15 protein-coding genes are annotated in these 17,648 nt (G+C 39.1%); 8 read left to right on the top strand and 7 right to left on the bottom strand.

Annotation, left to right across the window (positions count from 1 at the left end; translation table 11 throughout):
- Positions 1–122: 122 nt before the first annotated feature.
- The 5 genes from I6F53_RS06110 to I6F53_RS06090 all read left to right on the top strand — a co-directional run bounded on the left by I6F53_RS06110 (position 123) and on the right by I6F53_RS06090 (position 7,450).
- Positions 123–2,870, top strand: coding sequence for a metallophosphoesterase (locus I6F53_RS06110; RefSeq protein ID WP_197238899.1), 2,748 nt, complete (start codon positions 123–125; stop codon positions 2,868–2,870).
- A 304-nt stretch (positions 2,871–3,174) separates the two neighbouring features.
- Entirely contained in the window at positions 3,175–4,221 is a 1,047-nt protein-coding gene (hppD, locus tag I6F53_RS06105; RefSeq protein WP_024589439.1) for a 4-hydroxyphenylpyruvate dioxygenase, read from the top strand.
- A 136-nt stretch (positions 4,222–4,357) separates the two neighbouring features.
- On the top strand, positions 4,358–5,671 hold the full coding sequence (gene fahA / locus I6F53_RS06100; protein WP_165742200.1) for a fumarylacetoacetase: 1,314 nt from the start codon (positions 4,358–4,360) through the stop codon (positions 5,669–5,671).
- A 143-nt stretch (positions 5,672–5,814) separates the two neighbouring features.
- The gene (locus I6F53_RS06095) at positions 5,815–6,978 is read left to right on the top strand and encodes a M23 family metallopeptidase (protein ID WP_165740503.1); all 1,164 of its coding nucleotides are present in this window, start codon (positions 5,815–5,817) and stop codon (positions 6,976–6,978) included.
- Complete coding sequence (locus I6F53_RS06090; RefSeq protein ID WP_007581324.1) at positions 6,968–7,450, top strand: bactofilin family protein; 483 nt, start codon at positions 6,968–6,970, stop codon at positions 7,448–7,450. The genes I6F53_RS06095 and I6F53_RS06090 overlap by 11 nt, the downstream gene beginning before the upstream one ends.
- Before the next feature lie 21 nt (positions 7,451–7,471).
- Here I6F53_RS06090 and I6F53_RS06085 read toward each other — a convergent pair whose 3' ends face one another.
- Positions 7,472–7,945, bottom strand: coding sequence for a hotdog fold domain-containing protein (locus tag I6F53_RS06085; RefSeq protein ID WP_007581322.1), 474 nt, complete (start codon positions 7,943–7,945; stop codon positions 7,472–7,474).
- Between the two features lie 183 nt (positions 7,946–8,128).
- Here I6F53_RS06085 and I6F53_RS06080 point away from each other — a divergent pair, with 183 nt between their 5' ends.
- The 3 genes from I6F53_RS06080 to I6F53_RS06070 are packed head-to-tail and all read left to right on the top strand — an operon-like array spanning position 8,129 to position 10,472.
- Positions 8,129–9,328: a multidrug effflux MFS transporter gene (locus I6F53_RS06080; protein ID WP_165729038.1), complete on the top strand. Its 1,200-nt coding sequence runs from the start codon at positions 8,129–8,131 to the stop codon at positions 9,326–9,328.
- Complete coding sequence (locus I6F53_RS06075; protein WP_165729037.1) at positions 9,325–9,969, top strand: LysE family translocator; 645 nt, start codon at positions 9,325–9,327, stop codon at positions 9,967–9,969. Before I6F53_RS06080 ends, I6F53_RS06075 begins: the two co-directional genes overlap by 4 nt.
- A gap of 38 nt (positions 9,970–10,007) precedes the next feature.
- Positions 10,008–10,472, top strand: a complete 465-nt coding sequence (locus tag I6F53_RS06070) for a methylglyoxal synthase (RefSeq protein ID WP_076925439.1) — start codon at positions 10,008–10,010, stop codon at positions 10,470–10,472.
- A 19-nt stretch (positions 10,473–10,491) separates the two neighbouring features.
- Here the strand turns inward: I6F53_RS06070 and yegD are convergent, their stop codons facing one another.
- The 6 genes from yegD to I6F53_RS06040 all read right to left on the bottom strand — a co-directional run bounded on the left by yegD (position 10,492) and on the right by I6F53_RS06040 (position 17,634).
- A complete protein-coding gene (gene yegD, locus I6F53_RS06065) occupies positions 10,492–11,856 on the bottom strand; it encodes a molecular chaperone (RefSeq protein WP_197238898.1) in 1,365 nt (454 codons plus the stop codon).
- Positions 11,857–11,918: 62 nt separating this feature from the next.
- Positions 11,919–12,761, bottom strand: coding sequence for a DNA ligase (locus tag I6F53_RS06060; RefSeq protein WP_166419968.1), 843 nt, complete (start codon positions 12,759–12,761; stop codon positions 11,919–11,921).
- A 33-nt stretch (positions 12,762–12,794) separates the two neighbouring features.
- A complete protein-coding gene (locus tag I6F53_RS06055) occupies positions 12,795–13,451 on the bottom strand; it encodes an HAD family hydrolase (RefSeq protein WP_166419967.1) in 657 nt (218 codons plus the stop codon).
- Between the two features lie 233 nt (positions 13,452–13,684).
- Positions 13,685–13,984: a hypothetical protein gene (locus I6F53_RS06050; protein ID WP_101217785.1), complete on the bottom strand. Its 300-nt coding sequence runs from the start codon at positions 13,982–13,984 to the stop codon at positions 13,685–13,687.
- Positions 13,985–14,088: 104 nt separating this feature from the next.
- Positions 14,089–16,353 (bottom strand): TonB-dependent receptor, encoded by a 2,265-nt coding sequence (locus I6F53_RS06045; RefSeq protein WP_165740498.1) that lies wholly within the window; start codon positions 16,351–16,353, stop codon positions 14,089–14,091.
- Between the two features lie 420 nt (positions 16,354–16,773).
- Positions 16,774–17,634 (bottom strand): mechanosensitive ion channel family protein, encoded by an 861-nt coding sequence (locus tag I6F53_RS06040; protein WP_197238896.1) that lies wholly within the window; start codon positions 17,632–17,634, stop codon positions 16,774–16,776.
- Positions 17,635–17,648 lie beyond the last annotated feature (14 nt).

Raw genomic sequence — 17,648 nt, 5'->3', positions numbered from 1 at the left:
ACATAACCGATACATTCCTCCATAGCGTCTATGGGGGAATTTTTTTATTCAACTTTGCCCCACTCTCGTTAACTGATATTATGTCCTGATTGATTATTGAATAGACTCAGGGACAGCAGTATATGCATTCATTAACATTATTACGTGCCACTCTAATAGCATTTCTCCTTATTTTTTTATCTGCCTGTGGTGGGGCCGAAGATCAAATTACAGTAAATCCAAATGATCCTGTAGAGCCTGAGCCTAGTGGCTTAATTATTACCAATGCTAATGGCTTACAAACGTCATTAGATGAAGGTAACTTTACTATCAATGCCCCTGGGGAAATAGTGGCTAGCGATACTGAAATAACCTACGAAAAATTAGTCCTTGATGAGAATAATCAAGCAAAAAATATCATTTCAGATATACATACGCTTACCCCAGATACACTTCAACTTTCTAGCCCAATGACTGTCACTATAAAAATACCTGACGACTATGTATTAGGCGGCCAATTAACTATTGCGCGTTTGAGCGGCGATTCTTGGTCAAGTATTACTAATTCAACAGTATCGCAAGGCTTTGTTAGCGCACAAGTAGACCAACTAGGTAGCTATGCAATAGAAATGCAACGTACGGTGGCATTTTCTGATATTGGCCCTACATGTGATGCAAATGCAACAGAGCAATCTATACGATTTGTGCACGTTGCCGACATGCATGCTCGTTTTGGGTATCAGGAACAGTATTTTAGTCGTATCAAGGCTTATTATAAAAAAGCGCTAAGCGAATCTCCGCATACATTATTTACCGATGGTGGCGATGATTACGAAAAAGGGACCGTTGCAGAGCAAATATCACAAGGCTTAGCCTCTGATGAAACCGTAAAGCTAATGGCTTTTGATTTACGTGTTTTAGGGAATCATGACTATGCATGGGGTCCTGAAAAGCTACTTGAGTTTTCACAAGACGATAATGCTATTGTACTTGCCAGTAATACCCGATTTGAGGGAGAAAATGGTCAGAATTTTGGTGGTGTCGACTTTGCTAAGGTACAGGTTGGCTGCATAACATTCGGTGTTTTTGGGATGACGTCGGTACCATGGGATGAGCTTGACGAACCAATTGAAAGCGACCCTATTCCTGACTTTATAAAACAATTTAAAATGAGTTGGAAATGGCAACAAATCGCACAAAGTATTGTAAGCCAATACAGTGATGACGTTGATTACATGATTATGCTAAGCCACTTGGGCAAAGGAACTGATGTTGAGATAGCAACTAATGTACCGGGTATAGACTTAGTACTTGGTGGGCATACTCATGGTGGTGAGGACTTTATAGAGCTTGAGAATAACGCTTTAGTCATTCAACCAGATTTTTATGCACGCGGTGTCACCGATTTAAACTTGGTCTTTAATACTGCCAATAAAGCACTAAGTCGCTACAATTACCAACATGTAGATACACGAACATCTATAGAGCCTGACGAAGAAACCAAGCTAGCTATCGATGAAATAATGGGACGTTACGCACCCGATGCTGATACCGAAATTGCCATTTCAGAAAACTATCCGAGTGATTTTGAAGTTGCGGGTATTACTGCACTTGCAGCTAAACATTCAAGCTCAATTAATGCAGCACTGCTTAACCCTGAGCTTGTGCAAAAAAGATGGACGCCAGGTACAGTTACACAAGAAGATTTTCACAAAGCATTTTATGTTGAAAGACAGCCATCAAACACACCAGGCTTTAATTCACTGTATCAAGTAACTGTTACGGGCACTGATTTAAATACAATGATTGCCAGTCAGCCCGATTGGTTTGTACTCAAACCAGAAGATATTCAAGTAACAACAAATTACAATGTCGCTTTATTTAAGGGCGCAGCACTTAACCCTGATTTATTCTTTAGTAGTGTTACTTTTAATGATGTAAAACCAATTGCCGAAGCATGGTGGCTACTTGATCAATACGCACGCTTTAGAACAACTCAATGTCTTCACCTTGATACAGACACACAACTTAATGCTTGCCAAGATGTGGCTAATATAACAACTTGGAACTTTGACGATCCAACAAACCCACTAACTCCAGACTCTGGCCCCTCGGTTTTAAGCTACTTTGATCCAGAAAATGATGGTTGGGGCCCCGAAGATACTCGTTACGAGACAACCACTGATCTTGATATTGCCGATTTAACTGATGGTCCTTCTGGTGTAATGGCCTTTACTCGTCACTCTCCAACAGAAGGCTTATTAATTACGTTAAATACAGCTGCAAATGGAGACTTTAAAAATGACGGATTAGTGTCAGACTACACAATAGTTATGGATATAAACTGGCTATTAGAAACAAACGATATTTACCGCGCGATAATCCAAGCAGATACTGATAATTACGCCACAGATGACGCAGATATATTTGCAAGCCCTGACGGTGGGTACGGTGAAGCAACCAGCAGCAGTGGCTACTTTGGCGATACTGAGCCAGGTGATTGGCATCGTATTGCATTTGTATTTTATGCCGCACCAACAAATGGTGTATTTGAAATATACGTAGATGGTGAACTAGCAGGTGTTAAAGAAGAAGGCGAGATAAACCGTCGATGGGCACTTGATAAAACAGTACTGTTATTTACAGATAATAACTACGAAACCCGACCAGGTTATTTAAATGCATTACTCTATGCTGGCCGTGCGATGACCAGAGATGAAATTAAAAGTATGGGCGCTGCACAACAAAAATTAACCTTTGAACAACCAACGCGAGTGTTAAATCAAACGATTGAACGTCACTACAAAGCAGCTCCAGCAATAAAAACTAACTTATGGATAGAGCAGCGAAACAAGTTCTTTGGTAACGCCTCTCAAAGTGTAAACAATTAAATACAAGTAGGCTTTGCCTTATTCATTGTAAAAGGAGGTTTAACGCAGGTTAAACCTCCTTTTTATTAATTTAAAACAATAAGTTAAAACAGATGAGCCACTACTCAATTTTATAGCATATAACTTCATTTTACATAACTGTATTACAAACACGTAACTTTATAATAACCGTCCTATTAAATTTACACATACCACATTTACTAAATAGTGTTCCCCTCTTCCCCAAATCAAAAATCTGGTTGATTATCTACTGCAATATGACAACAACACATAATCGCAGTGCTTAATTGCGGGAGTAATAATAATGAGTGAAGTAAATAACTATTTAGGTTTAGTCGGTATTGAATTTACCGAATACGCAACACCTGATGCTGATTATATGGATAAAGTATTTACTGATTTTGGCTTCTCTAAGCTTAAAAAATTCAAAGGTAAAGACATTGTTTATTACAACCAAAACGATATTCATTTTTTACTGAATAACGAGCGTGAAGGTTTTTCTGCTGAATTTGCTAAAAGCCATGGCCCTGCTATTTGTTCAATGGGTTGGCGTGTTGAGAATGCGCAAAAAGCATTTGAAACTGCAGTAGAGCGTGGTGCAAAACCAGCCACTGATTCAACACATAAAAACATGCCTTACCCGGCAATTTATGGCATTGGCGACAGCCTAATTTACTTTATTGAAAATTTTGGCGACAAAGGCACTATTTACGAAAGTGATTTTGAAGATTTAGAAACGCAAAACGTTGTAGAAGATAAAGGCTTTATCCGAATCGATCATTTAACTAATAACGTTTATAAAGGCACCATGGAAAAATGGGCTAACTTTTATAAAGACGTATTTGGTTTTACAGAAGTGCGCTACTTTGATATTAAAGGTCAAAAAACAGCGCTTATTTCGTATGCACTTAAGTCCCCTTGTGGCACCTTCTCTATTCCAATAAATGAAGGTAAAGGAAACGATAACAACCAAATTGACGAATACCTTGGCGAATACAACGGCCCTGGTGTTCAGCATTTAGCGTTTTTAACAGATGATTTAGTAAGCTCTCTTGATAAGCTTGATAAATCAACAATCGCTACTTTGGATATTATCCCAGAGTACTACGATACTATTTTTGACCGAGTACCTTGGGTTGCTGAAGACAAAGAAAAAATTCGTCAGCACCAGATACTCGTAGATAGCCAAAGTGAAAATTGTTATTTATTGCAAATTTTCTCTAAAAACTTATTTGGTCCAATCTTTATAGAAATGATCCAACGCGTTGATGATGGTGGCTTTGGTGAAGGTAACTTCCAAGCATTATTTGAATCAATCGAACGCGACCAAGAGCGTCGCGGCGTTTTATAAAATATTTGAGTAAATTAAAAGCAGCGAACTTCGCTGCTTTTTGTCGTTTTAATATTTAAAAAGTATGGCGCCAAGTACAAGTATGATTAAATAAACTATACCTTGTCGCCATACAGTAAAATCCAAAGGAAATGTAATGAGCCTAATTAACGAAACCCACGATATTAATTTAACCAGCTGGGTAGAGTCAGCTAATGTTGATAATTGCGACTTCCCTATTCAAAACTTACCGTTTGCAGAGTTTCGCCGTAAAGGGTCTGATGAGGCCTTTCGTGGTGGTGTTGCAATTGGTGACCAAGTAATTGATTTAGCAAAACTGAGTAAATTAAATGTTTTAACAGGTGACGCTAAAACAGCCGCTGATGCAGCAAGTGAAGCAACTCTAAATACATTTATGGGTTTAGGGGGGCAGTATTGGTCAGCACTTCGTTTAGCGCTTTCAAAAGCACTACGAGCAGGCTCTGAGCACCAACAAGCGCTTAGCGATACGCTTGTAGCACAATCTGATATAGAGTTTTCGCTACCTTGTCGTATCGGTGATTACACCGACTTTTACACCTCTATTTACCATGCAACCGCCGTGGGCAGTTTATTTCGCCCTGATAACCCATTACTACCTAACTATAAATGGGTACCTATTGGTTATCATGGTCGTTCTTCATCTATTGACGTATCAGGTCAAACATTTCATCGCCCTAAAGGTCAAACTAAAGCGCCAGATGCAGAAGTACCGTCATTTGGTCCGTGTAAGCGCCTTGATTACGAGCTAGAAGTAGGTATTTACTTAGGTAAAGGTAATACACTGGGCGATGCTATTGCGATTGAAAATGCAGAAAACCACGTATTTGGCTTTTGTGTATTTAACGATTGGTCGGCACGCGATTTACAAGCATGGGAATACCAACCGCTTGGTCCATTTTTAGCTAAAAACTTTGCCTCAACTGTATCACCTTGGATTGTTACAACCGAAGCGTTAGCACCTTATAGAACAAGCTGGACGCGTGATGAAAACGATCCACAACCAATGGACTATCTAGAATCAAATGCTAACCGTGAACAAGGGGCTTTTGATATTCAAATGGATGTGAAGATTCAAACGCAAAAAATGCGCAGCGAAGGTCATAACCCTACACGCGTATCAACATCTAGCTTTAAGCACTCTTACTGGACTGTGGCACAAATGGTTACTCACCACACAGTAAATGGCTGTAACTTTATGCCTGGTGACATGTTAGGCTCGGGCACTCAGTCTGGTCCAACGCATGAAGAAGCGGGCTCTTTACTTGAGCTTTCTCGTGGCGGCAAAGAAAAAATCACGTTAAGCAATGGCGAACAACGTAGCTTTTTAGAAGATGGCGATAACGTTATTATGCGTGGCTGGTGTAAAAAAGAAGGCTATGTACGTATAGGTTTTGGCTCAGTAGAGAGCACAGTACTGCCTACAAAATAATACATTTCCATAAATTAAATATAAAAGGGTCGCTTGTTAAAAGCAGCCCTTTTTTATTAATTTTTGAACAGTTACAATTTTTTTCTAGCTTTTTTAACTCAAATTGCTATCTTAATTCGGTTAATAGCCAGTGTTTATATGCCATGTCAGTATTTATAAAGTCTTTTTATCATAAATTTTTCCCAGCTCGACAGCTACTTATTCGTCAAAATGGCGAAGTTAAGCATGTTGTTTTAGCCTCTTGGTTTCAACTTCTTGTAGCATTGCTTATTTTAGTCACTTTCACTTGGCTGAGTATTTCTAGCTTTCGTGTTTACACACAAACAAATAAAATTTCTGACATAGAACAAAGTCAAATAAACGAGCAAACACTTTGGCAACAAAAAGTCAGTGAACAGCAAGCTCTTCAAGCAACACAGTTAGAACAACTTGCAGTGCTTGAACAAAAGCAGGCACTACTGCAAAGCATGATAGAATCCCTTCCCGCTTCAATTAGCAAAGATGTCATTAAGCTTGATACAGAACTTGACGTACCAATCAATGAAAACAGCAATGAATTTCACGAACCATTAGTCGATGAAAACCTAAAAGATATACAGGCTCAGTTAATAACTCCAATCACATTCGCAGCAAGAATTGCTAATTTGGATAAACATTATGAGCAAAGCTTTAACTTTTTAGATAACCAAATTAGCGAACGTCACCAAGCTATTTTAGCTATGGTCAAAGGCGCAGGAATTGAGTCTGCGCTTGAGCAACACCTAATATTAAGCGCCCAAACAACCGCACAAGGTGGCCCACTTGATACATTTAACGAAACAAAAATTCCAAGCCACTTTTTAGCCATCGTTGATAAGTTATTAATATTAAATAATTTAGAAAACTTTTTAACTGAGCTACCAAACACCCTGCCTTTAGCTAAAGCTAAATACTATATTTCGAGTAATTTTGGCCTTAGAAAAGATCCTATGAATAGTAATCATGCTTTTCATAAAGGGATTGATTTAGCAGGTTGGCATAAAACCGAGATATTTGCCCCAGCAGACGCTGTAGTGCTTCGTGCCGGTCGTAATGGTGGTTATGGTAACTTTATTGAGCTTGAACATAAAAATGGCTTAGTAACTCGATTTGGACACTTAAATAAAATTAAAGTAAAGAAAGGTCAATCAATCACTAAACATGATGTAATCGGCCTAATGGGCAGTACCGGCAGAAGTACAGGTACTCATTTACACTACGAAGTATTACTTAATGATAAACAAGTCAATCCTCTAAAAATAACAAAGGCGCTTTCTCGTGTTTGGTAGAAAAAAACAAAAAACAGTTAGCTCTAATTTAAAAAGAGTGAATCACACGCCGTCTATTATTTCTGAAGACGTACGCCTTACAGGCACTTTAGTTAGCCAAGGTGAAGTACAGCTTGATGGCCGTATTGATGGCGATATAAAAGTGGAGCATTTAGTTATTGGCTCAACGGGTGTTGTTGAAGGTATTGTTGAAGCTAAAAGCGTTATTGTTAAAGGCAAAGTTATTGGGTCAATTAATGCTAGTGAAGTAAAGGTACAAAGTGGCGCTCATGTTCATGGCGATGTGTTTCACGATACATTGAGTATTGATGCAGGTGCAGTAATTGAAGGCAGTTTAAAGCAACGCTTTGAAAAAGAAGAGCCTGAACTAATTTCGAAAGAGCTTAAACCCGCAAAAGAAGTTAAAGCATTGTTGAAGGAAGATGGCAGCGACTTATCGTTTGTAAATAAACAAGCCGCTGATAAAAACTAAGTAGAATCAGCTTAACGTAAGCTACCTTTTTTCAGTAATATACATTGTAATATCTGCAGTGAAAACAAGCTCATTGCGGGTATTATACAGTTTAACCGGTACTACTAAGTCTTCTTTATCAATCCACTTATGCGGTAAATCAATTTCAGCGACTGCTCTTACATCTGTATCTACTTTAGCCAAATACCTAACTGTCATGCCTTTTGGGATCCAACGATGCGTTTTAACTGGCACTGTTGCATCAACCATTACACCTGCACACAATTCAGCTAAGTTACACTGCGCAATAGCATGAATAGTTCCAATATGATTATGAACGCTGCGACGATTTTTAACCAACGCACTACAATGCCCTTCTCGAAGGTCGAGCACGTAAGGTTTCATTGAACCAAAATATGGCGCTTTAAAGCAAACAGCTTTAGTAAAAAGCCAATTCCCAAAAGGTAGGCGCTTAAATTTATGCCATGTTTGTACAAGTGCAGATTTATTACTCATTATTATTTTCCATCAACAGTTACTTTTTTCAAATTAACACATCAGACCAGTTTTAAAAAGTGCATTTACACTGCCTTTTTAGCTTAATCCAATCAAAAAATAAAAATGACAACCTATGCAGGGGTCATAAGCCCTTTCTTTTTTACGAGTGCCCACCTAAAATACTCGGCAAAAGGAGACTCAATGCAAACACAGCCCGCTAAACCTAATATGACTTTGTTACTTATCCTAGCGTTACTCGTTATATTTTGCCCTATGGCAATCGATATTTACTTACCCGCTTTTCCTACTATTGCAGAACAATTTGCAGTTACAGAACAACAAGTTCAGCAAACCGTTGCTATTTTTATGCTAACAGTAGGTTTAGGCCAATTAATTGCGGGGCCTTTGGCCGATAGGTTTGGCCGAAAGCCAGTGGCTATAGTGGGTATAAGTTTATATGCAGGCTCAGCATTACTTGCCTATTACTCGCCTTCTTTTGAAGTATTGATGATTGCACGTGCCCTTCAAGGTTTTGGAGCCTGTGCCACATTTGTTGTCGCATTTGCGATAGTACGTGACAAATATGGCAGTGAACGAAGTGGACAAATGATCACTTACCTTAACGGAATTGTGTGCTTTATTCCGGCAATGGCACCTATTTTAGGAGCTTGGCTTACCGTACAATTTGGCTGGCGTATGAACTTTATGTTTTTAACCGCGTTTGCCATTGTAGGGCTTGTTGTTACGCTATTCTTTTTTAGAGAAACTCGTCCTGCTGATAGCCATTATCAGGGGCATATTTTAGATTTACGTCGCTTTACACCTATTATAAAAACACCGGTATTTTTGTTTAATAGCCTAATTTGCATGGTCTCAATGTCGGCAATATTAGTTTATGTGACGCTAGCTCCAGGCTGGCTTATTACGCATTTAGGCGGCACTGTAGCCGACTTTACTTTTTGGTTTACGTTAAATGCCGTAATAAGTATTGTCGCTAGTTTTATTTTACCAACGTACATTAAACGAAATAGCCAACGTGCTTTGCGTGTCGGTGTGAGTGTACTGGTTTTTTCAGGCGTTTTAATGCTAGCCCTTAGCAGTATAGAAACGGCATTTGCGCTTATGTTACCTATCTTAATTGCAGCATTAGGCTTTGCTCTAAGTTTAGGCTCAGCTGCAGGTATGGCTCTGTCGAGCTTTCCTAAACAAGCAGGCACAGCCTCGGCATTACTTGGTGCTATGCAAATGAGTGGCGCGAGTATACTCGTTGTTTTAACCCAATATTTAGGGTTAAGTACACCGTGGTTAATTGCTTTTCACTTATTATTGCTAGTTCCGCTTTGGCTTATTTTAATGAGCAAAAAAGCTCATACTTTACACCCAACTAAAAGCGCTCAATGATCAATCCTGATTTTTTAGTCTCGTTTTTATTAGCCAGCTTTTTAATGGCTGTAGCACCTGGGCCATCAAATGCATTTTTGATGGCACAAACATTTGCTAATGGTCGAAGCGCCGGTATGCAAAGTGCTTTTGGTTTTGCATTAGGTGGGGTTATTCATACTCTATTTGCTGTTGTAGGCCTAAGCGCAGTCCTAAAAGCTTCCCCAAGTGCCTATGCCGCAGTGCAATATGCAGGCGCAGCATACTTATGTTATTTGGGGTTTATGATGATTAAAGGCACGCTAAAGCAGCCAGAGCCTATATCTGAAGGCAAGCAAACCGATAAACCGCATATAAGTACCAGTAAAAAAAGTAATGTCATGTTTCAAGCCATGATGACTGAAGTGCTAAACCCTAAAGTGGCGCTGTTTTTTATTGCATTTATTCCGCAATTTGTAGATCCAACGCTTTCATCTGCTACTTTTCAACTCGCTTTTTTTGGCTTGCTTTACCCTATTTTTGCTTTTCCGATTGACTGCACGTATATTTATTTTGGCGACAAAATTGCACAGTTTTTTAGACGTAACCCAAACAGCCAACTTTGGATTGATAGGATCACCGGTATTGTTTTTATTGCCCTTGCTATCAATCTATTATTTTAACTAACCAAAATAGTGGTTAACTAATAAAAAGAATCAGCATGGAACAAAAAACACAATCTCTTCCCGCGCAAAAGAATATTGCATTAGTTGCACACGATGGTAAAAAAGCAGCATTAAAAGTATGGTGTGAAAAGCACAAAGACATATTAAGCAAACACACTTTATATGGCACCGGTACTACGGGGCATTTAATCCAAAAAACCACAGGGCTTGATGTAGTCCAACTTTTAAGTGGCCCAATGGGCGGCGATCAGCAACTTGGCGCTAAAATAGCGGAACATGAAATACATGTTTTGATATTTTTTTGGGACCCATTAGCTTCACAGCCTCATGATCCTGATGTTAAAGCGCTGCTTCGTTTAGCAGCTGTTTGGAATATTCCGGTGGCGTGTAATGAAGTAAGCGCCGATATGTTATTGAGCTCACCGCTTATGGATGTAGAGCTTGAACGTACATTGCCAGATTACGAAAAATACCTCGCAACCCGACAAATAGATCTTTAAACCTCAATTGTAATCTAGGTTATTTATAAAGCATGCTGGCCCATTTAGTCAGGCCAGCAGTTACACTACCAAAGTGGTCCCCGTTAACCATTTTTATATTACCTAAGTGCTCACTTAAAGCCGCTTTAATCAATGGTGACTGTGCACTACCGCCTGTTAAGTAAATAATGTCTGGCGTGGTCGCAGCGTCGCTGATTGCTTGTTTTGCTAAAGTAACTATTTGGCTAATACTACTCTCAACGGCAACAGCTAAATCGCTTACCGATACATTTTTATTCAGCCCACTATCTAAAAAGCTTAAATCACAATCAAACGCACTAGCTGATGAAAGTGCTATTTTAGCCGCTTCACCTTGTTGTACTAACTGATGACCTTGCTTGTTTTGCTGTAAATGTATTAAACGCTTATAAAGATCAGGTGCACTTACATCACGTAATTGTGCATTTAGCTCACGAGTATGACTTTCACTATAAAATTGGCTTTGTAAGTTTACATCGTTAATTTTACACGCTTGCCAAAATGCTTGATTTGGTAATGGTAAGCCCGACTTAAACGTACTGCCTAAACCCAGTAATGGCATTAAACCATGATAGCTCAATGCAATATCTAAATCGTTTCCGCCAACACGTTTACCACTGTGTGATAAAAAATCGCTATCGCGTTGACTACTTCCTCTAAAGCTCGGACCCATTTGTACAAACGAGCAGTCACTTGTACCACCACCAATATCAATAACGAGTACTTTTTGATCGTGTGTTAAATCACTCTCGTAATCGATACCCGCAGCAAGTGGCTCATATAAAAACTCTACGTCTTTAAAGCCTGCGCGTTTAGCTGCGCGTTCTAAAATACCTACCGCTTGTTGGTTTGATTGCTCGCCACCCACAGCCTGAAAGTTAACTGGGCGGCCAATCACTGTTTGTGTGAGGGTTTTACCTAGAGAGAGCTCAGCACGTTGCTTTATTTTTAGAATCATCGCTGTTGCGATATCTTCAAAAAAGTTGATTTGACCTTGTTTAAGGCCAGTTGCGCCAAAAAATGATTTAGGGGACTTAACAAAGTACCCTTCTTCAGGAAACTGTACGTACTCGCTAATTGCTTCACGGCCAATAAACAAGGTTTCATCTGAAGGTTGTAAATCAAGGTCTGATTTAATTCGAGGCAAGGTATTTAATAATGCTTGGCGCTGCGTTAAAAAATCACGCTCATGAGCTGTGCCATGTAAATGCTTAGCAACAAAGTCAACAACCAACGCGCTGTGATGAGTGTAAAGTGTAGATGGTAAGTAATGTTTTCCTTGCTCTAGCGGTACTAATTGAACATTACCCTCGCTCATTACACCCATAGCACAATTAGAACTACCGTAATCAAAACCTACAAACATACTTCACCACACATTACCAAAAAGGCCGCGCAATTTAGCACACTTTGTAAAAATTATAAATGCTATAAACTCTCTCTTACCCGTAAAAAACTAGCAAAACGCGGTAAACCATTTTTTGTTAAACCATGAAATCGATACGTGACAATACTTCCTATGGCTGGTGGGTTTTTACGTTCTTCATCACTAAACCCTGTACCAATAGAAAACACCTGCTCTTGTGCTGTTTTCACCCTTAATGCGCCTAACATACCTTGGTATTTACCCTTGCCTGGTAAGTGCGCAATCACAACTGCTTCCGCATCTAAATAAGGCTTTAATTTTAGTAAGGCATTGCTTCGCCCATCACTGTGTTTAGCGCTTGCTAAATGAAGCATTACGCCCTCGCCTCCCTGCTTAGTTATTTTTTTAAAGTAACCAGTGAGTTGCTCGTTATTAGTAAAACTGTATTGCGCCACAGCGCTAATGTGCGGCGAGTTTAGGCTAGTAATAAGCTCATTATAGTTTTTATAACGAGTGCTAAAAGGCAGATTTTCATCAGGCATATCAAATATTTTATAAGTAATAGTTTGCCAATCATGATTGTTAGGGATTTTAGTTCTGACTATGCCACTAAGCTCAGAAAAGTGCTGACGTTTGGTCCACAACTCACCATCAAGCCATACATTTGGCAATGGCGCTGTAAACCAAGTTGGTGCATTGATAATATTTCCTTTGCGAGTAACAAACTGCGTACCGGTCCATATGGCTCTTACACCATCATATTTCTCGCTGACTAAATACTTACTTACATCGTAATGTTTAGTTTCATCATATACTTTAGCTAATAAAACAGACGGCGGTGCTGCACTTATGCATTGCGTAAAAAGTACTACAGTAATAAAAAGTAGATGTTTGATAGTAAACATTAGCGCATCCAAGCAAGTCAAAGTTGGCTTAAACTATAGTTGAGATTGCACCCATTGCCAAAACTCATCTAAGTTGCTCATTTGATAGGTAGCTTGACTAAAGTCATGCCCTTGAGTATGACTATTGGCAATGGCTACAACACGCAATAAGGCGTTATTGGCAGCCGTAACGCCGGTAAATGTATCCTCAACAGCAATTGCATTGCCTGCCTGTATATTTATCTGCTTAAGTGCCAATAAATATGGGTCTCCTGCAGGTTTAGGATTAGTTACATCGTCTTTTGTCACAACTGCGTCAAACAGCTCATAAAATCCTAAACCTTTAAGTATTGGCATGGCTTCACTTTTAGCACTGCCTGTTACTAGCGCCATTTTTAAGCCACTCGCCTTTACAGCTTTCAACGTTTGCTCTGTAAATGGCATCAGGGGCGGTAAATGTGTTATTACAAATTCGCCAAACAAACGGTATTTTTCATCCGCTAAAAACTGTGCGCTTACTGATAAGTTATGCTCTTGCTTAATCTCTATTGCAGCTTCTAAAGTGGGTCGTCCTGAAAAGCGCTGACAAAAATCATTTTCTAAATAACTAACACCATAAGGCTTAAGTAGTTTACTCCAACATACAAAGTGCATGCTTTCTGAATCAACTAATGTGCCATCCATATCAAATAATACTGCCTGTAATGTCATCCTCACTCCTTATACCAATCTGCTTATATATGGGGTCTATTTAACGTTAAGAAAATTACGCTAGAACTAGGCAAAAATTTTTGTATCTAGTTGTTCTAAATAAAAAATTTTTAACGACGTTATAGTGCAATTTAACTCGTTAAATTGATCAAAGATTTATGCAGGTTGGTATTATTTAACCTAAGCTAAATTTTGACAATAAAAAAGGCGCCTAAGCGCCTTTATTAATACTATTACTGAGTCAAACCTGCTGGTGGCTCACCCGTTGCTTCTTCACCTGTTTCAACATCAACAAGCTCATAACCACGTGTTTTACGCATAACTTTAAGTACTGGTTTTTCAAATGCTGTTTTTAAACGATCTGAGTCATCTTTCAACTCATCAAGTGTTGTACCAAAAGGGGCTGCGCCTGTTTCTGACCAGTTAGTCACTTTACCGTTCAGGTTATATTCTACTTCGTGTATTTGATATTGTGCTGCTTCGTCTTTCGTTGCTTCACAAAAAATTACACGGTAATTCCAAAATCCAGCCATTTTCTTATCTCTTTAAATTAATTAACGCTACTTTACCAGCTTTATAAAAACATAAAAGCCTGCACAAGGCAGGCTTTCAAAATTAATACAATTTAGGTTAACGTTTAGAAAAAGTTAACTTTAAATTCAGCACCAACATAGCGTTCTTCATTAACAATACCCGTATTGTTATTAAAGTCTACTGCACCAATAACTTGTTGCTCATCAAATAAGTTACGAACAAATGCGGCTACTTCGTATTCGTAATCGCCTTCAGACCATGTGTAACCTGTACGCAAACCTGTTTCAATAAGCTCTTTACCTTCAAACTCTACTGATTCGTAAAGGAACATATTGATTTTACTACGGTAAGAAATATCACCGCTAGCAAAGAAGTTACCATCGGCAAGTTCTTTAGTGTAGCGAAGCGTAAAGTTAGAGATCCACTCAGGTGCATGCGGTAAGCTATTGCCGTCAAGCACAGCAAGTCCTGAACCATTAATTGGGTCAGTTACAGTACACTGTGCACAAACAGCCACAGCTAAGTTTTTATCTTTAATTTCAGTTTTGTTATAACTTAAATTAAATGTCGCATTAAACTCATCGCTTAATACCCACTGCGTATCTAACTCAAAACCATAGCCAGTCGTTTTATCAGCATTAACTAAACGGTTAAAGTTAGCACCACCACCTACAGCAGTAAGTTGCTGGTCATCCATTGTGTAGTAAAATACCGTAGCGTTAACACGGCCTTGGCCGTCTAGCACGTCTGATTTAATACCTGTTTCGTACGATGTTACCGTTTCTGACTCAGCTGTAGTTACCTCATCACCAAACAAAATACGGCCTTGTAAACTCGGAGCGCGGAAGCTATTTGCTACACGACCATACCAGTTAACATCATCGTTTACTTTATAATTTGCAGATAAGTCCCAGCTAACATGGTCGTCACTAACATCACGCTCTACTAGTAATGCACCACCGCCAATTGGGCTAAGTGTACGGTCTGCTACAAAATCTTTATCATCGTCAGAATAGCGAAGGCCGGCTGTTACTTTTAAATCATCTGAAAAAGTATAATCTACAGAACCAAATACAGCCCAAGCAGTTGTATCTTGTTGTTGACGTACAAAACCATTTAAAACACCAGCATCGGGGGTTGAGAATGTATCGTAGCTGTAGTTTTCAATAGTTAGCTCTTCATCGAAGTAAAAAACACCTACTTGATAATTTAAATCGCCATCAAAGTTACTAGATAAGCGTAGTTCTTGCGTCAACTGGTCGTGATCTGGAATGCCATCAGCACTTTCTGAAGAGAAAGGGATAAAACCAGGCCCCATATCATCTGTGTATGAAGCGCCGTAACCACCATCGATGTCAGCACGCGAATATATTTCAGCACTTTCCCATGCAGAAATTGAAGTGATTGTGTGGTTTTTAAGTTCCCACTCAAGCTTTAAGCTTGCACCTTCAGATTCTACTTGTTGAGTAGAGCGAGATGCCGCATCTTGATAAACAACATCACTTTCATAGTTGTCTACTAGCTCATTAGTACCTGCTTTAATTACGTTTGCACGAAAAGCAATTGGCGAGCCATCTAAGTCACGTGTGTGATAGTTTAATAAAGCAGTAAAATCATCGCCTTCATATAAAAACTGAACGCGTGCCGCTTTTTCAGTGTAACCACCTTGCTCGTCTTTAGCTTCAAAGCCTGGAGCTTGGTTATCAATGTAATCGTCTTTGTCTTGCCATAATAATGAAACACGAGCAGATAAACGGTCAGTTAAAGCACCACCTACAGCACCACTTGTGTCTACAGCGCCACGGCTACCGTATGAAACAGAGCCATAACCATCAAATTCTTGGCTTGGTTTAACAGAGTCAAACTTAACAAGTCCAGCTGGCGTATTACGCCCAAATAAAGTTCCCTGTGGTCCACGTAATACTTCTACGCGTTCAACATCAAATACTGGGAAGCCTTTTAAAATTGCATTTTCTTGAACTACTTCATCAACAACAAGCGATACGGGTTGCGATGCATTCAAATCGAAATCGGTATTACCTAAACCACGAACGTAAAAGCGTGGGAATGAACGACCAAATGAAGATTCAATAGATAAACTTGGAATTTTCGCATTTAAAAAACGAATGTCCATACCAGCTGAGCTATACGCATCAAGGTTATCACCTTGAAGTGCAGAGACAGCTACAGGTACTTCTTGAGCGTTTTCTACACGTTTACGAGCTGTTACTTGAATAACTTCTAGTTGATTACTTTTTTTAGCTGTTTTTTCTTCAGCAGCTAAAGAAGAAAATGAAGTACCTGCTACTGCAGAGAACAACGTTGCATTGATTAGGGTAGCTAACGTAGATCTTTTCATTGCTTTCATGTTGGGTTTAACCTTTTTTGTGCACTCTTGTTCAACGGTTTTTTGTGTTGCGCAATGTATTCATTGCGGGCTCGTTCAATTTTTCGCGACTTGCGTCATGCGCGCGGACCTTATTACCGAGAGTACAAAAACGATGTTATAAGGCTGAACGAACGATGAAGATTATACCATTGTGTGACAATTTTACTGCATAAATACAGACATAATCAGAAACTTTTTTGCAACATTTAACTACAAAACCACGTGTTTTTACCACTATTTAGATGCAAAACCCCAGCAATGCGGACATATGTCCTTTATTGAATTTAATAAAATGGAGTAGGGAGAAGGAATTGTTTTACATGTTAACCTAAAATAGAAACACCTACTTTTTTATAAAAAGTCGCCCGCGAGCGACTTCCAATAGTGACTGTATTTGGATTATGGGCGCTTAATTGCAATTTCACCGTCGATATGAATATCACGCTGCGGGAAAGCAATAACAACATCATGCTCTTCAAATACAGCGTAAATACTAAATCGAATATCACTGCGCACTTTTCTAAGCATGGTTTCTGACTCGGCGCACACCCAAAAAACAGCATTAAATACCAGTGAGCTATCTGCAAAGTCATCAAACAACACCGACGACTTTGGATTAGCCAAAATAGCCTCATGCTCATCAAGTACTTGCTGAATTAACTTTTTAACCAGCAGCACATCTGAACCATAGGCAACACCAACGCTTACCGACGAGCGTGCATTCCCATCTATTAGCGTCCAATTAGTTACTGTGTTTTCTAAAAGCTGAGAGTTAGGTATAAGCATATGAACGCCATCGTTACGGCGAATACGTGTAGAGCGTGTATTAATCGTCTCTACCACGCCTTTTGCATTGCCCACTTCTAAAAAATCGCCAATACGTATTGGTCTCTCCCACATTAATATCCAGCCACTAATGAAGTTATTAATTATATTTTGCGCACCAAAGCCTACGCCAATAGCTATGGCACCTGACACAAAAGCAAATGCAGTCAGCGGTATGCTTAATACCTCTAAAGATGTAAAAATTAAAATTGCGATACTTAAAATAAAGTAGATACGCGTAAATAAATGCACGGCATCTTGGCTTAACTTTTTTGCCAATAATGTTTTTGTTATTAGCTTGCCAATACGCGTAACAAGAAACCAAATAGCGAATAGTATTAAAGGCACTTGAATAATTTTTGCTACGGTAATGTGTACATCGCTGTAACTAAATACAACAAAGGCAAGAATTTGGTTTATGTGTTCTAAGGTCATTTATTTTCCAAAAC

It is taken from the genome of Pseudoalteromonas sp. SWN29 (assembly GCF_015864465.1).
Classification (GTDB): Bacteria; Pseudomonadota; Gammaproteobacteria; order Enterobacterales; family Alteromonadaceae; genus Pseudoalteromonas.
Note: the sequence above shows the minus strand (reverse complement) of the source record. Positions and strands in the feature narration are given on the sequence as shown.

Coding starts and splice junctions, on each gene's coding strand:
- I6F53_RS06110 (WP_197238899.1), top strand. CDS start 123: ATGCATTCATTAACATTATTACGTGCCACTCTAATAGCATTTCTCCTT.
- hppD (WP_024589439.1), top strand. CDS start 3,175: ATGAGTGAAGTAAATAACTATTTAGGTTTAGTCGGTATTGAATTTACC.
- fahA (WP_165742200.1), top strand. CDS start 4,358: ATGAGCCTAATTAACGAAACCCACGATATTAATTTAACCAGCTGGGTA.
- I6F53_RS06095 (WP_165740503.1), top strand. CDS start 5,815: ATGTCAGTATTTATAAAGTCTTTTTATCATAAATTTTTCCCAGCTCGA.
- I6F53_RS06085 (WP_007581322.1), bottom strand. CDS start 7,945: ATGAGTAATAAATCTGCACTTGTACAAACATGGCATAAATTTAAGCGC.
- I6F53_RS06080 (WP_165729038.1), top strand. CDS start 8,129: ATGCAAACACAGCCCGCTAAACCTAATATGACTTTGTTACTTATCCTA.
- I6F53_RS06075 (WP_165729037.1), top strand. CDS start 9,325: ATGATCAATCCTGATTTTTTAGTCTCGTTTTTATTAGCCAGCTTTTTA.
- I6F53_RS06070 (WP_076925439.1), top strand. CDS start 10,008: ATGGAACAAAAAACACAATCTCTTCCCGCGCAAAAGAATATTGCATTA.
- yegD (WP_197238898.1), bottom strand. CDS start 11,856: ATGTTTGTAGGTTTTGATTACGGTAGTTCTAATTGTGCTATGGGTGTA.
- I6F53_RS06060 (WP_166419968.1), bottom strand. CDS start 12,761: ATGTTTACTATCAAACATCTACTTTTTATTACTGTAGTACTTTTTACG.
- I6F53_RS06055 (WP_166419967.1), bottom strand. CDS start 13,451: ATGACATTACAGGCAGTATTATTTGATATGGATGGCACATTAGTTGAT.
- I6F53_RS06050 (WP_101217785.1), bottom strand. CDS start 13,984: ATGGCTGGATTTTGGAATTACCGTGTAATTTTTTGTGAAGCAACGAAA.
- I6F53_RS06045 (WP_165740498.1), bottom strand. CDS start 16,353: ATGAAAGCAATGAAAAGATCTACGTTAGCTACCCTAATCAATGCAACG.
- I6F53_RS06040 (WP_197238896.1), bottom strand. CDS start 17,634: ATGACCTTAGAACACATAAACCAAATTCTTGCCTTTGTTGTATTTAGT.